Source organism: Pseudobdellovibrionaceae bacterium (assembly GCA_023898385.1).
In the GTDB taxonomy this organism is placed as follows: Bacteria; Bdellovibrionota; Bdellovibrionia; order Bdellovibrionales; family UBA1609.
On record CP060220.1, the window covers coordinates 1,742,796 to 1,756,604 of the forward strand.

Here is a 13,809-nt window from a genome sequence, read left to right on the forward strand (position 1 = left end):
CAATACATCCATTGCGATATATTCTTATTAGCAACTGATCTTAGACAATCAAAGGTGCCATGATCAGAGCCACAATAGAAATCAACTTCACCAAAATATTCATAGCGGGTCCTGTGGTGTCTTTGAATGGGTCACCTACTGTATCGCCAATTACAGCTGCCGCGTGGGTTTGCCCGCCTTTTTTCTCGCCTTCTACAGCGCCGGTTTCAATAAATTTCTTGGCATTATCCCAAGCGCCACCAGAGTTTGACATGAGAAGAGCTAGTACAACACCTGTAAGCAGAGAGCCTGCCAGCATACCACCAAGTGCTGCCGGTCCAATGGCAAAGCCAACAATCACCGGAGAAATCACTGTGACCAACACCGGCAATACCATTTCACGCAATGCTGCATTGGTTGAGATCTCCACGCAACGAGCGGTGTCGGGTTTTCCGGTTCCCTGAAGAAGACCAGGAATTTCTTTAAACTGGCGACGAATCTCGCTCACCATGTCAGCGGCCGCTTTACCAACCGAAGTCATCGTCATTGATGCTGCAATCAACACCACCATGGCACCAAGCAATAAACCAATCACAACTGTGGGTTCACCAATATCCATAACAACTTCACCGCCAGCTGCTGAAACGGCTTGCTTAAACGCCACAAACAGAGCCAACGCCGTAAGGGCCGCCGATCCAATGGCAAAACCCTTACCAATGGCGGCCGTGGTGTTACCAATGGCGTCTAGGCCATCTGTGATTTTACGAACTTCAGGACCAAGTTGAGACATTTCAGAAATCCCACCTGCGTTATCGGCGACGGGACCGTAAGCATCAATGGTCATGGTCACACCCACCGTGGCCAACATACCAACAGCAGCCATGGCAATGCCGTAAAGACCGGCTGAACTGTATGACAAATAAATAGACGCTGCGATCAAAAACAACGGACCCGCACATGATTCAAGGCCCACTGCAATTCCGGCAATGATGTTTGTCGCAGGACCTGTTTTAGATGCCTGAACAATACGAAAAACTGGCTTTGATGCTGTGTAAAACTCTGTGACCTTTCCGATTAAGAAACCGGCCACTGATCCGCCTAAAATGGCCCAAAACACGTTCATTCCCAAGTTGGTCATCTGCAAATAAACCACAACGCCAAACAAGAACAACAAGCCAGCTACAACTTCAGAAACCATAAGGGCTTTTGAAGGCTCCATACTTTTGAAAACATTCATTCCAAAAATACCAATAATTGAAGCCAACAAACCAAATACCGCCAACAACAAAGGCAGACCCATCAGAGCCGATCGCTCCACACCGGGACCAAACAGTCCGGCCATATCAGCCGCTGACATAGTTGCTGCAATGGTAATAGCAGCAACCATCGCACCCACATAACTTTCAAAAATATCTGCACCCATTCCGGCCACATCACCCACGTTATCACCCACGTTATCAGCAATAACACCTGGGTTTCTGGGATCATCCTCAGGAATACCGGCTTCCACCTTACCCACAAGGTCAGATCCCACATCGGCGGCCTTTGTAAAAATCCCGCCACCGATTCGAGCAAACAAGGCAATCGAGGACGCTCCCATGGAGAATCCAGTAATTACAGAAGTCGTTTCAACATACTGGCCAAACACATAGTAAAGTGCACCAAGGCCAAGAAGGCCCAAGCTAGCAACAGCAAGTCCCATCACGGCGCCACTGTTAAAAGCCACAAGCAACGCGCCACCAACACCTTTGTCTTTAGCCGCCGCTGCAGTACGAACGTTTCCTTTTGTTGCGGCCTTCATTCCAACAAAACCTGCAAGGGCTGAGCACAACGCACCCACAACAAATGACAACGAAGTCTGCCAACCTAAGTTTTCTCGGCTGAATACAAAAAACAAAATGGCAGCCACTACCAATACAAACACACTGAGCTTTGTGTACTCAGCACGAAGGAAGGTCATAGCACCAAGATGAATCTCATCAGCAATTCCCTTCATTTTGTCAGTTCCAGCGTCTTGTCCTGCTACTTTTATATAAAGAACAAACGCGATGACCAGACCAATCACACCCGATAGGGGGGCCAAAACGGTTACATCTAACATGAGCTACTCTCCTTACCTCGACGGGGTAATATGTGGTTATATCTAATATAAGTTAAACAGTGGGTTTTCATACACTTTAGGCTTTGGGCTGTCTAGCTTGGGTTCGATGTTAGGTGCCATACACCCGGGCCCGTGTTGCATAGCGATGCAGATATGTCTCGCCCCTTTTGTCCTTCACGATTGCCACTTCCGCAGTGGAGCGTTGAACGCCAGGGGCCAACAGCGAGCTCACTCAATTTTCGTGACACTTGGCAGTACAGTAGGTAACTGTTTTTCACCACAAGGAGAGGGTTTGATGTCGTACACCTTTTATAAAGTGATTCATTTTGCAGGAATATTCATGGTGTTTATGGCTTTGGGCGGTTTGCTGATTGAGGCCATGAGCAAAGAAGAAAACGGTAAAAACATGCGCCGATGGGCGATGATTAGCCATGGCCTTGGCCTTTTGCTTATTTTCATTGCCGGGTTTGGACTGATGGCCCGTCTTGGGTTTATCTCTGGGTGGCCTTCATGGGTTTATGTAAAAATTGTCGTGTGGACCATCTTAGGCGGAATCAGCCCGTTGATCTTAAGAAAACGGCAATGGGCCAAGGCACTCTGGGTTTTGATCATTGGACTGGGAGTTGTCGCAGGTTATTCGGCCACGAAAAAACCCTCTTTTTCTCAAAACCCGCCAGCCGCAGAAGAAGCCGTCCCTGACTTAGAATCGGCCACAGATCAGTAACCACAAACTTCTGAGGTCGCACCTAAAACCCAGTCGGAAAGCGACAGTCATTAATCCACTAAATCACTATCGTTTGTCCGTTGAAAAATATCTGGACCGTGGACTCATGCGCGGCACCATACGGATATGCCTTATCCGCCTCGGCTGGCACTCACGGTGCAAACAATCTAAACCTGGCATTTGTCAGCCTACTTGTTGTCACCTTCCATATAGCTCAACATGAATCCAAAGTAGATATCTTTGCTGAAAACTTGCTTTACCTAATCTCGTACTTTAAAAATCGGCATTCGATGTTGCCGTTAAATACAGGTATCTTTCGCTCCGCTTTTAAGTGCAGATGTTGAGTCAGATCTTCGCTGCCCGAAAGTAACCACAAAGTCCAACCCTTAAATCGTTCTTTAAGCACTCGCGAAAAATCCCCATACAATCGAGTGATGTCCACTGACGAACTTAACCGTTCGCCATAGGGAGGATTCACGATAATGATCCCCGGATCCGTTTTTGGTGGCTGCAACAATCTAAAATCTGACTCTGAAAACGAAACATAGTCTGACACCCGAGCCATGCGTGCATTGCTTTCGGCATCTCGAATGGCCCTGCCACTAATATCTGATCCAAACAGCCGGGGCTCGGATGCGGGCATGTGTTTCAACTGCCGAACTTCACGCAAAGCAGTTTTAAACTTCTCGTCTTCGTAGTTTTTTAACCGCTTAAAACCATAGTCTCTGCGAAACAACCCTGGCGCCATGCCCAGCTCTTGAAGGGCTGCCTCGATGATAAATGTACCCGATCCACACATGGGGTCGACCAACGGCACACCCGGCTGCCACCCGGCCAGTTGCAACAAACCCGCGGCCAAGTGCTCTCTCAGCGGAGCCACCCCGCCGGCATCACGGTAGCCCCGCATAGACAATGTCTCACCTGAGGTGTCTATGGCCAAAGACACTTGATTTTTTACCACTCGCACTAATACTCGAAGGTCAGGATTGTCTTTATCCACATCTGGACGCCGACCAAATTTATTAGAAAATTGGTCTACAATGGCGTCTTTAATTTTCATAGCGACAAATCTCTGATCTCGAAACGAACTATCTCGCACGCTCACATCAAGAACCAAGGTTTGGTCTGGATCAATGTATTTTGTGAAATCATGTCGCTTGATGTTGTTATAAAGATCGTCTGGCTGATAGGCCGGAAAATCCAAGATGGGCAATACTATCCGAGTTGCCGTTTTCAAGAGCAGGTTGGCGCGATAACACTCAGCCCAGCTGCATTCAAAGGACACACTATTGCCTTCCACACGGACACTCTTCACCGGTAACTGAGCAACTTCTTCATGGAGGACATCAACTAACCCGCGTGACGTCAATGCGGTAAAACGTGCCATACAAACTCTCTAAAAATTGGGTTTCTTCCTTCTAGACAGGAGCGACGGTGCCTATTCGTTGGATGTGGACTCTTGGGCCCGCTCTTGCTTTTTCACGAGCGCGTCTAGTACTTGCTTGTGAATGTGGGTTTTATAAACCTTTTGCTCAGGTTCATAAAGATCTTCTTGAACTTTAAGATCTTCCTCGTCGATGGCACCAGGGTAAGTGGCTCGACTGCCCTCATTCGGAGTGAAGTTTGTGTTTAAATCTGCACTCACCGATGAACAGACAAATAGGCCTATGACTAAAATAAACCACCGTGGGAAAATCACCGCTCTCATAACCCCACCTTAAGGGCCTCATGCCGCATGTGGCAAGGGATTATCTGATTCTAGGTGGAGATATTTTTCACAACCTTCGATGTTGATCCATTGGAATTTGGCGCCGCACTTGTCGAATAACAGCAGGGTCTAGTGTGATCACCAAAACTTCTGGCTTAGGCTCATCAATTGCGCCTATTACTCTGCCCCAAGGATCCACGGCCATTGTGTGCCCATAGGTGGTTCGAGTCCTGTCGCCTGAGATTGAGGTGTGAACACCGCCTTGAGCAGGAGCCAATACAAAAGCCTGATTCTCAATGGCGCGCGCTCTTAACAAAACTTCCCAATGGGCCTCGCCGGTTGTGGCCAAAAAGGCTGAAGGAACCAACAACGCTTCGACCTGCCGCCTACCATACTCTAAATAAAGCTCTGGAAACCTCAGGTCGTAACAAATACTCAAGCCCAAGCGCCAACCTTTCACTTCGAGTATCTGCGGCCCGAAACCATGGGCAAACTGATCCGACTCCCGAACGGGCTTTTCACCCTCAACCTCCACATCAAAGAGGTGAGTCTTTCGGTACACCACACGTGGGTCACCATTATCATCTAAAAACACACTGGCATTGAAGACGCGATCACCCTCTTGAAGGGGCACTGAACCCACCAGTAGAGCCACATTTTTGGTTTTTACCATTTTATTCCATCGCTCAAAAATGGGATTTTTTAGTGAAAAAAGGGTTCGGTTCTGAAGGTCGAAGGGGCCCACCTGAAAAAACAATGCATTTTCAGGCAACACCACGAGATCCACATCCGAGCCTTGCAGGGCATGATCAATGAGTTGAAAAATCTGCTTTTCATTGTGGTCAACACTGTCGTTTGATTGCAATTGAATCAGGGCCACCCGTAGGGGTTTTAACTCAGGCATAATAATGGCCCCCTGTAGCGCTGGCTACTCGTCCCACTCCCCGTCATCTTCAGACAGGGACTCCTCGGGCTCTTCAGCACTTGAACTTTCATCGGTGGCCCCATTATCAGGAACCGTGATTTTCATGTTAGCTAAACTTTGACATCGCCAATTGGCGTTTTCTAGGTTGTTCTGCACATTGTCAATAAAGGGCTTACAGCTTCGAGCCTGACGACCATAACCCACCACCTGGTCTTTGCCCCCTTTCGAGTAAAGGGCTTTGCAGCTTCCATTGTCGTCAGCCACTTTGATTCGAAGGGTTCTAACCGTTTTGCCATTGCGGCACATAACAAAATCGGTGCTATTCTCTGTGGCTGCTTGAGCCTCCACAAATGGCACTAAGGCTACGGCACTCACAAATAAAAAAAGGCTCACGTATTTCATGAGCCTTACTTTAACAAAGCATTGTACCTTGCTCAACTGCTGTTACTTCCGGGCCGTGGCCTTTTTAGCCTTTTTCTTGGCTGTTTTTTTAGCCGCAGCGGCCTCAACCAGCTTCACATTGGAATAGTCAATAAGACCTTCTTTTTTAAATTGGCCTTCTTCTTTATCAAAGTGCGTCTGCATGCGCACTCCGCGAACTCGAATCTTAAGACGACGACGATCTAAATCCATCACCTCGCCTTTTTTGCCCTTATCCGCGCCTGCGATCACTTCTACAGTATCGCCTTCTTTGATCTTCAATTTAGTCGTGATCATCATTTTTCGCTCCCTTGAGCTTTCTTAGTGCCATTGAGTTGTCGACGGATTCGATTTTTTACCGTCAACGCCCTTTTCGACAACTTGGTGTCTGGCTGATTTAAAATAAAGGCATCAAAACCACCACGGTGCTCCATATCTCGAAGCGTGCTGGCAGCCATTTTTAAATTGACCATCTGTCCAAGAGCTTTGCTAAATACCCGTTTTTGCTGAATATTTGGGAAAGCAGTTGATTTAGTTTTAATATTTGAGTGGCTAACCAGGTTTTTTACGACTGGTCCTTTTCCTGTAAGTTCGCAGCGAGACATTTTGTGCTCCTAATACGCTGTCCATATTTCTTCGAAATCCGGGCCCATGGCACGAACCACGACGTATAGTGAAAAAGGCCCTTGTTGGCAACCCCATTTTGTCGTATAAACCCCGGTTTGTGGACAAAACCAGATCCCTACCAACTAGGGATCACTATTATAAACACAAGTAGGTATTGAAAATGTTGAAAAAATCCACTCGTTCTAAGTTCCGGCCTGAGTATCCCGTAGACTTCGTTTTTGACTATAAGGACCCTGCCACACTGCAAAGATTCCTAATGGAAGGCGGAAAAATCGTGCCCTCTCGCATTAGCAAACTCAGCATGAGCCAACAACGTCGAGTCAACAAGGCTATTAAAAGAGCACGAAGTCTGGCTTTACTTCCTCAAGGCACAACCGCGTCTGATACCTTTGGCCGCGTGGACAACGTTTCGCCAAAGCCATTTGAGATTTAATCCGTATCAATTTTAGGCTAACGGCCTGTTCGGAATTTCTTTAGCGCCACCCTCATTATATCAATGACGGTGGCTGCCAATAATAAATAGAAAATCGTTGTGGCATATTTGTGAATCACGGCCACCGGCAAACCAAACACTTCGTTTTTTGTAAAATCATTGCCGTACACCAGCCGATTGAGAAAAAGCGGTAAAGACGTGAGCCACAAATGGGCGTGTCCCAACCAGAAGGTGAGCGAATAATACTTATCAAGCCACCGCCATGACTTGATCACTACAACCAATCCCACAATCATAAAGCCCGTGCCGGCCACTAAAATGGCCCCGAGTCTGTCGTGGACAAATCGAAAGCCCAGAACTGCAGTCACCGCAGATAGAATTTCTAAAATTAAAAATAGAATTAAATGTTTTAGATTCATTACATCACCCTATTGCAATTGGTTGAAACAATGCTATTGGACCAAAACTTTTCCCATCCCATGTCTTTTGCGCCGTCCAGCTTTTCAAATAGTTGGGCGCGAAAATCTTTCCACGCCTCAAGCCCAACAGCCGCAATGGTCATTTGCTTCACTTCGCAAAAACGACTCAAGTCAGCCATATCATACCACCCATTGGTGGCCACAAAATTTTGCCGACGATTTTCAATCCAAGCTAAACGAACCATTAAATCAAGAGTGCCCCACAAAGCTGTTTTAACCTCGGGTAGTTCTGCAACTTCTGACAGGCACTGATCAGAAACAGCTCCAAGCGCTCGCACCAGTCGCCCCACGCGGCCAAACAGCTCCGCACACCCACCCGGACCAGGCGCCTGCAAACAAAACTCATAAAGCTCTTTAAATTTTGTAGTCTTAATGCCCTTTTGAGCAGGATCCAAAAACAAAAACCCCACCTGTTCGGATTTAAATAGTTCAGCCTGAGTGTCGCAGACCGTGCGCGGAGGATCTAAAAGCACAATCAACAAAATGGCCCCACCGATCACCAACAGAGCCAACGTGGACCGAGAAAGCGACGCCAACCATTGGTTCATAGGTACACATGACCTTTCTGCTATTGAGCAATACGCCCGCAGTTTTTGTATCGTTGCGGATTAAATGGGTTCTGTGGCTTCAAGCCTTTTTGCAACCACACCGTGCGGTCTTTTGAACAAAAATAGATTTTGTAGTCACCAAGATCAAAAATTCTGTTTAACTGAACCAATTGATGAAAGGCCCCTTGCAGGCTTTTACTTCGATCTGAACCCGATTGAATCTGCCCCATCTCTAAATGGCCACGAGCCGCATCTAATATTTTTAGAAGGTGGGTTTGCCCCGAAGGTGACAACGACGATTTCTGCTCGGAACGCTCTATACGAATTAAGATCTCCTTAAGCGCCACGTCCACTTCCGCCTCGTTTTGCTGAAACAGGGCTTGATGAAGACTTACTGATGAGTCCAAAACCGCCTGCAGCTCAACCTCTAGCGCTGGCTCTACACTCATTTTTGCAGAAGCCTTGGCATACACGCTTGTATGAAATCCAAAAACAAAACCTACTGCTGCTACCAATAATATAAATCTGTTCCACATAGAGTTATCTTAAAACAAAAAAAGCCGGGCGGCAAAGGCCCGGCTTTCGATAATCCAAGTCATCATCAAAGGATGATTAGAAGTTCATTTTGCCTTGGATCCAAAGTTGACTGTAGGCATCCTCGTTAGCACCCTCGAAAAGCTCGCCAGGAGTGAACATGGCGTATCGAGTAGCAATTTCGAAATTATCGTCATACTTTTTTGTCAAAGTTAGATCTAGCTCTGAACCCAAGCCGCTTTTGTCACGAGTGCTATCAGCACCAACGCTAAACGCTGTGTTCATAGCGGTATAAGCACCTTTGGCCTCTGACAAGCTAAACATATAGTAGCCAAGACCAAGATTCATGCCTTCAGCAACATCAAGTCCAGCATTGAGGTACATATAAGTCAGGTTGCCCCACTTCATGACATCCATCAAGCCCGCGTTATAGTGCTTATCATAGTGGAAGCCATCATAGGTCTTTACGGTGTCATCAGTAGCATCGTCATCACCTGAATCCATATGATAACCGGCTTTAACCATAAGGTTCATCATGTCGGGCATTGCATAGCCAACATAAAGGTCCATCATGGAGCTGCTGATAGAAGTTTCTGGCGTAGAGTCTACAGTTCCAGTCACTCCGGCATAAGTTAAGCCGTACATCACGCCAGCCATGTCACCGGCTACAGTTAGGCCGTAACGCATTTGACTTTGTTTGGGTGATACTGCACCAGCAAAAGCTTGGTCATCAGCATTAACTTGAAGCACATGCAAGTTAGCCATTTTAATCACTTCAGGCAATGATTTGAAATCAAAGCTCAATCCGTAAAAGTTGATTTCGTTATCGCCAGGGGTGTTTCCTGTATCATCAGCTTTAACACCAAAGAAACTGAATCGCGCAAACTCAGCATCATAGGTGCCCATAAAACCATCAAACGCCTTTGCGACATTGTAATAGTCGTTAGCGTCAATCACTTTACCATCGGCAAGTGTAAAGCTGCCACGGCCGGCACGAAGCATGAACTCATCAGAGGCCATCCACGAAGCATAAGCTTCGTTAACCAGAATTAGGTTTTCACCCGTTGCTGTTACATCCGAAGGCGTTTGATCCTGGTAGTTCAATCCCCACATGGCGTTGTGAACCAATGTCGCACGAGCTGTGAGTTTTTCGCCTGCACGAAAAGTCATGCCCCACTTCAATCGTTGCTCAAAACTTTGAGCTGTGTCTTTTACTGTAGCGTCGCCATCTTTATCCATATCGTTTTTATAACGAAGACGAAACTCAGCGTCGTGCGAAAGCTCAGCGCTATCGGCAAACGCATTTGGCATAAAGGCACATAAGGCCAAGAATGCTATTATCTTTTTCATAATGTTGCTCCTTAGTTGAATACTTAGTTGTTCTAAACCTTTTAAGTCTTATGCAAGCGCCACCAGCCTACCTTAGACTTAGGCAAAATTTTCCCAGTCTTAAAGAGGGCCGGACAACGCGTTTGGTTAATCGTAAAAACGATCTTAAAACGAAAGCAATTGTTTTCGGTTCACATTGCAGTGTGCGTTAGGACCTAAGCCCCCGACTTAACAGGCCTTAAGTCAAAATCCCAGACCCCTGAAAGCCAAGCCCCAGAAGATCTGGAAGAAAAACCATGGCCACATCTAGCACCGCAATACTTCACTAAATGCCCAAAATTTACGCTAAAAACTGGCCTAAAAAAACCAAACAATTTAGCATCCCACCCCAATAATCCACCCAAAAAGACCACCCCTATTGGGTCCATCCATGGCATCACAATGGTCAATCCGCCCAACTGCACAACAACTATGGAGGCAGCAGGGCGCCCAAGCCTGTCCCATTCCAGTTTGCGCCCCCGCTTGATTACGCTGCCGGCTCTCACTTTTTTTGTATTTCGTGGACAGATTCACCCACTACAAACCCTAAGATCCATTGCCAATTGACAGTTGACCAAGACCCACATAGGTTACCCCATCATCTCTTTTTCCCAAGTTCACGTCGGGGAGTAGCGCAGTCTGGTAGCGCATCTGGTTTGGGACCAGAGGTCTCGAGACTGCGGCAAAATGGGCCTGTGGCACGTTTTGATGCGGCTCGTGCCGGAGGCCGCGGCGACAGCCGCGTGTTCGAATCACTCCGTACTGCAAATCAAACGCCCATTTCACCCTTTACAAACACTAAGATCCATTGCCAATTGACAGTTGACCAAGACCCACTTAGGTTACCCCATCAACTCTTTTTCCCAAGTTCACGTCGGGGAGTAGCGCAGTCTGGTAGCGCATCTGGTTTGGGACCAGAGGGTCGCAGGTTCGAATCCTGTCTCCCCGACCATTATGACCAAGATGACACATACATCTTACAGACACCATCAAGAACGAACCATGGAAGCAAGACGAGCGACCGAGCCCCAAGGGGGCGAGGGAGCGAAGCCTGCCGGTTCGATTCCTCATACCAAGAAATTTCCCACTCAAATCACGGATGCAACAAGAGTGATGCGAACCGAGGAGGCTAGCCTCCTGGACGGTACGAGTAGGATGGGAACGTCCCAGAAGGCCCCAACGCCACTGGGTAAAGCTTATCGCCGCCTTTGGATGGTGACATCGGGGGTGAAATTGCGATGGAAAAGTATCAGGAGGTACTCTGAGAAAGCCAAACCTATCGGCCCGAGGAACACGAACACTCTTAATGTGAGTTAATAGGAAGTTGAGTCTGTGCCCAAGCGTATGGTGGCGTGGAAGGCTACATCTTTTAGGGTGTCTGGTTGGGTGATCGTCAGGCCCCACTAACTTCGTGGAACTTAAAGCGATCACATCTTAAAGGACGGCTCCTTGCACAGAGTGCGGGCAGGTAGGATCGGATGTATGAGGATGATGTTAACTGGTGAGACCTGACTGGCAGGAGGTGGCTGGGTTGGTAAGCCACCCCACTCAAAAGCCGAACACATAAGGCAACAGAGGCCAGGGCAGGAGTCAGAGACACCCATAGTACTCAGAAGCTGGGGAAAGCCCACTACACTTCAAGGAGGATAAGGGGAAGGGGTTGTCAGGTTCAACGCAAGTTCGTTGTTCCACTCGTAGGTAAGGAGGAAAGTGAAAATGAACACAAATACCGCCCGGGCGAAGAAGCGCAAGTCCCTTCACCCGCAAACCATTCGAGTGCAACACCGACTGGCAACTCAAACAAAACAAGGGCGCAAACACTGGGATCTTTTCAGGTGGTTGTGTGACCCGTTCTTACTATGTGACGCCATACAAAGGGTGATCGATAACTCCGGCTCTGCCGGTCTCGATGGTCTGGGTGTGGAAGAACTTAAAGGTAAGGAATGGTCCTACGCCACGAAGCTTTCCAAACAGCTTAAAATGAAGACCTATCAACCAGGTCCGGTCCGCAGAGTCTACATCCCTAAAGCGGATGGCAGAGAGCGTCCCTTGGGAATACCTAACATCGAAGACCGGGTGGTGCAGACAGCTCTTCTCATTTTACTAGAGCCTATCTATGAGCAAGAGTTCCTGCCTTGCTCCTATGGGTTCCGACCGAATAGACGAGCCGTAGACTGCGCCGCAGATGTGGCAAACACGGTCTTCAAGTATCGCCACGTGCTAGATGCGGACATTGAGTCTTTCTTTGACCGCGTCTCACACAAAAAGCTCATTGGCATGCTCAAAGAGCAAATCGTCGATCCAAGAATCCTCCATCTTATCCACCAAATCCTCAAAACAGGATTTAAAGAGGTCAATAAACCCTGGCAGCCGACACCAGAAGGGACACCACAAGGTGGCCCCCTGTCGCCCCTGCTGGCCAATATTTACCTCCACTATGGATTGGATAAGAAAGTCGAGGATGTGAAAGCGCAAGGACTGGATATACATCTTTTTCGCTTCGCTGATGACTTCGTCATCGCGGCCAGAACAAAGAGGGATCTGGACCTTGCTAGTAAGTGGCTCAACTACTGGATGCGGGAAGTAAAGCTCACCCTTAAGGGATCAAAGACCACCAGGGTGAACATGAAAAACCGCAGCCGAAACCATGACGCCAAATTTACCTTCCTTGGGTTTAAGTTCCACTTAAGAGCATTCCGTGACAACCCCAAGCGTTTTTGGGTGGCCAGACAGCCCTCGGAGAAAGCCCGTAAGCAACTGCATCAGGCCTTGAGGGAAAAGCTTTTGCCCCACCACACTCTGGAGCAGGCTCGCAAGCTAGCAAAGGAGATATGGCTGGGCTGGGCCAACTACTTTAGGTACAGCAATGCCAATCGGGTATTTTACCGCGAGGTCAGGTCTGTTCACAAAGCTTTGGTGCGATACCTCAGACGCAAGTACCGCCAGCAACGACGTCCAGTGGCTTGGCGCAGGCTATGGCCACTATTGCGGCACCTCAAAGCCGGGCTTCGGCCTGTTAGAGTTATTCCTGATTTAGTTCGCCAGAGGCAGGTCCAAACAAACCTGTTTTAAGTTGAAAGAGCCGGATGCATTCAACGTGCACGTCCGGTTCGGTGAGGGCTGGGGCTTCGCGCCCTGGCTACTCGGTTTTTGTCAAAAAAAAGCCACCCACCGGGTGGTTTTTTTTTGGGTTCTACGGTTCTACTCGGTAGATGGTGGAACTGCGTCTAAAACCCTTCAAACTCCAGTATTTAAGAGCCCCTCATCCTTGAGCTAATTTAGAATCCCGCCCAGTCCCAAAGGCTCGGTCAGATGCTCTTGTTTGCCAGAACAAATAGATTCTCCTAATGAGTTGCCAATTTTTGCTTTTACAATCGCACCAAGACCATCGTGCTCAAAAACAAAAAAGTGATAATAGGGATCATCTGAAAAAAATGTCAATCGCTCGACAACTCCCCCCTCAGGAGAGTCGAGAATCTCCCTTTCAGCATCACATCCTAAATTAAATGCGACGACCCAATCAGTTTCTCCATAGTAGCTTGGTGACTTCAGTTGCACAAAAAGCGTTTTCGTTGAACGCTCGCCGCTTGAGAAATTTCGTTTCTCCACAGATAACTGGGTCACTATGTTACACTCCAAGTACGGAGCCACTTCTCCAAAAGACAGTCTGGCATGGACAAAATCTAACAGCTCACTAGTCACTTTGATATTTTCAGCCGCGGTCACCTGCCAAGGTACAAATATTCCCCCTATGAACATGAAAAAAAATTTCGTGATCCATTCCTTCATTCCTAAACTCCTGTTTGATAGGCTCTCCTTTCTAGCACCACCAAAAAATACTCAAAAATTGAATTATTTTATTTGAGCCATAAACATATCGAGCCGGCCCCCCTGAGGCTTCCCAACTTTTAAACAAAGACTCACACTCGAATAGGATCAACCTCTTCACCTGCAACCATGACC

General features: G+C 47.7%; 15 protein-coding genes and 1 tRNA gene. 4 read left to right on the plus strand and 12 right to left on the minus strand.

Annotation, left to right across the window (positions count from 1 at the left end):
- Nucleotides 1-40: 40 nt before the first annotated feature.
- Nucleotides 41-2,080 (minus strand): sodium-translocating pyrophosphatase, encoded by a 2,040-nt coding sequence (locus tag H6626_07765; protein ID USN46123.1) that lies wholly within the window; start codon nucleotides 2,078-2,080, stop codon nucleotides 41-43.
- Between the two features lie 295 nt (nucleotides 2,081-2,375).
- Between H6626_07765 and H6626_07770 the strand changes: the two genes are divergently transcribed.
- Nucleotides 2,376-2,804 carry a hypothetical protein gene (locus tag H6626_07770; GenBank protein USN46124.1) on the plus strand — a complete coding sequence of 143 codons (429 nt, stop codon included), beginning with the start codon at nucleotides 2,376-2,378 and terminating at the stop codon, nucleotides 2,802-2,804.
- Between the two features lie 256 nt (nucleotides 2,805-3,060).
- Here H6626_07770 and H6626_07775 read toward each other — a convergent pair whose 3' ends face one another.
- The 6 genes from H6626_07775 to rpmB all read right to left on the minus strand — a co-directional run bounded on the left by H6626_07775 (nucleotide 3,061) and on the right by rpmB (nucleotide 6,462).
- A complete protein-coding gene (locus H6626_07775; protein USN46125.1) occupies nucleotides 3,061-4,191 on the minus strand; it encodes an RNA methyltransferase in 1,131 nt (376 codons plus the stop codon).
- Between the two features lie 51 nt (nucleotides 4,192-4,242).
- Nucleotides 4,243-4,512 carry a hypothetical protein gene (locus H6626_07780; GenBank protein ID USN46126.1) on the minus strand — a complete coding sequence of 90 codons (270 nt, stop codon included), beginning with the start codon at nucleotides 4,510-4,512 and terminating at the stop codon, nucleotides 4,243-4,245.
- A 67-nt stretch (nucleotides 4,513-4,579) separates the two neighbouring features.
- The gene (locus H6626_07785; protein ID USN46127.1) at nucleotides 4,580-5,416 is read right to left on the minus strand and encodes a carbon-nitrogen hydrolase family protein; all 837 of its coding nucleotides are present in this window, start codon (nucleotides 5,414-5,416) and stop codon (nucleotides 4,580-4,582) included.
- 24 nt (nucleotides 5,417-5,440) lie between these two features.
- Nucleotides 5,441-5,839 carry a hypothetical protein gene (locus H6626_07790; GenBank protein USN46128.1) on the minus strand — a complete coding sequence of 133 codons (399 nt, stop codon included), beginning with the start codon at nucleotides 5,837-5,839 and terminating at the stop codon, nucleotides 5,441-5,443.
- 42 nt (nucleotides 5,840-5,881) lie between these two features.
- Nucleotides 5,882-6,154 (minus strand): KOW motif-containing protein, encoded by a 273-nt coding sequence (locus H6626_07795; GenBank protein ID USN48980.1) that lies wholly within the window; start codon nucleotides 6,152-6,154, stop codon nucleotides 5,882-5,884.
- Nucleotides 6,154-6,462 carry a 50S ribosomal protein L28 gene (rpmB, locus tag H6626_07800; GenBank protein USN46129.1) on the minus strand — a complete coding sequence of 103 codons (309 nt, stop codon included), beginning with the start codon at nucleotides 6,460-6,462 and terminating at the stop codon, nucleotides 6,154-6,156. The genes H6626_07795 and rpmB overlap by 1 nt, the downstream gene beginning before the upstream one ends.
- Before the next feature lie 182 nt (nucleotides 6,463-6,644).
- Here rpmB and rpsR point away from each other — a divergent pair, with 182 nt between their 5' ends.
- Nucleotides 6,645-6,917, plus strand: a complete 273-nt coding sequence (rpsR, locus tag H6626_07805) for a 30S ribosomal protein S18 (GenBank protein USN46130.1) — start codon at nucleotides 6,645-6,647, stop codon at nucleotides 6,915-6,917.
- Nucleotides 6,918-6,934: 17 nt separating this feature from the next.
- On the opposite strand, the gene H6626_07810 is transcribed toward rpsR, so the two are convergent.
- From H6626_07810 to H6626_07825, 4 genes are all read right to left on the minus strand, one after another.
- Nucleotides 6,935-7,336 (minus strand): hypothetical protein, encoded by a 402-nt coding sequence (locus H6626_07810; GenBank protein USN46131.1) that lies wholly within the window; start codon nucleotides 7,334-7,336, stop codon nucleotides 6,935-6,937.
- Nucleotides 7,336-7,944, minus strand: a complete 609-nt coding sequence (locus tag H6626_07815) for a hypothetical protein (GenBank protein USN46132.1) — start codon at nucleotides 7,942-7,944, stop codon at nucleotides 7,336-7,338. The genes H6626_07810 and H6626_07815 overlap by 1 nt, the downstream gene beginning before the upstream one ends.
- Nucleotides 7,945-7,964: 20 nt before the next feature.
- On the minus strand, nucleotides 7,965-8,480 hold the full coding sequence (locus H6626_07820) for a hypothetical protein (GenBank protein ID USN46133.1): 516 nt from the start codon (nucleotides 8,478-8,480) through the stop codon (nucleotides 7,965-7,967).
- 76 nt (nucleotides 8,481-8,556) lie between these two features.
- Nucleotides 8,557-9,828 (minus strand): alginate export family protein, encoded by a 1,272-nt coding sequence (locus H6626_07825; GenBank protein USN46134.1) that lies wholly within the window; start codon nucleotides 9,826-9,828, stop codon nucleotides 8,557-8,559.
- An 893-nt stretch (nucleotides 9,829-10,721) separates the two neighbouring features.
- On the opposite strand from H6626_07825, the gene H6626_07830 reads away from it, so the two are divergent.
- Nucleotides 10,722-10,798: transfer RNA gene (locus tag H6626_07830), tRNA-Pro, on the plus strand.
- Between the two features lie 764 nt (nucleotides 10,799-11,562).
- Nucleotides 11,563-12,918, plus strand: a complete 1,356-nt coding sequence (ltrA, locus tag H6626_07835) for a group II intron reverse transcriptase/maturase (GenBank protein ID USN46135.1) — start codon at nucleotides 11,563-11,565, stop codon at nucleotides 12,916-12,918.
- A gap of 201 nt (nucleotides 12,919-13,119) precedes the next feature.
- On the opposite strand, the gene H6626_07840 is transcribed toward ltrA, so the two are convergent.
- Entirely contained in the window at nucleotides 13,120-13,635 is a 516-nt protein-coding gene (locus tag H6626_07840; GenBank protein USN46136.1) for a hypothetical protein, read from the minus strand.
- Nucleotides 13,636-13,809 lie beyond the last annotated feature (174 nt).

Coding starts and splice junctions, on each gene's coding strand:
- H6626_07785 (USN46127.1), bottom strand. CDS start 5,416: ATGCCTGAGTTAAAACCCCTACGGGTGGCCCTGATTCAATTGCAATCA.
- H6626_07765 (USN46123.1), bottom strand. CDS start 2,080: ATGTTAGATGTAACCGTTTTGGCCCCCCTATCGGGTGTGATTGGTCTG.
- H6626_07815 (USN46132.1), bottom strand. CDS start 7,944: ATGAACCAATGGTTGGCGTCGCTTTCTCGGTCCACGTTGGCTCTGTTG.
- H6626_07770 (USN46124.1), top strand. CDS start 2,376: ATGTCGTACACCTTTTATAAAGTGATTCATTTTGCAGGAATATTCATG.
- H6626_07840 (USN46136.1), bottom strand. CDS start 13,635: ATGAAGGAATGGATCACGAAATTTTTTTTCATGTTCATAGGGGGAATA.
- H6626_07795 (USN48980.1), bottom strand. CDS start 6,154: ATGATCACGACTAAATTGAAGATCAAAGAAGGCGATACTGTAGAAGTG.
- H6626_07825 (USN46134.1), bottom strand. CDS start 9,828: ATGAAAAAGATAATAGCATTCTTGGCCTTATGTGCCTTTATGCCAAAT.
- ltrA (USN46135.1), top strand. CDS start 11,563: ATGAACACAAATACCGCCCGGGCGAAGAAGCGCAAGTCCCTTCACCCG.
- H6626_07820 (USN46133.1), bottom strand. CDS start 8,480: ATGTGGAACAGATTTATATTATTGGTAGCAGCAGTAGGTTTTGTTTTT.
- H6626_07775 (USN46125.1), bottom strand. CDS start 4,191: ATGGCACGTTTTACCGCATTGACGTCACGCGGGTTAGTTGATGTCCTC.
- H6626_07810 (USN46131.1), bottom strand. CDS start 7,336: ATGAATCTAAAACATTTAATTCTATTTTTAATTTTAGAAATTCTATCT.
- H6626_07780 (USN46126.1), bottom strand. CDS start 4,512: ATGAGAGCGGTGATTTTCCCACGGTGGTTTATTTTAGTCATAGGCCTA.
- rpmB (USN46129.1), bottom strand. CDS start 6,462: ATGTCTCGCTGCGAACTTACAGGAAAAGGACCAGTCGTAAAAAACCTG.
- rpsR (USN46130.1), top strand. CDS start 6,645: ATGTTGAAAAAATCCACTCGTTCTAAGTTCCGGCCTGAGTATCCCGTA.
- H6626_07790 (USN46128.1), bottom strand. CDS start 5,839: ATGAAATACGTGAGCCTTTTTTTATTTGTGAGTGCCGTAGCCTTAGTG.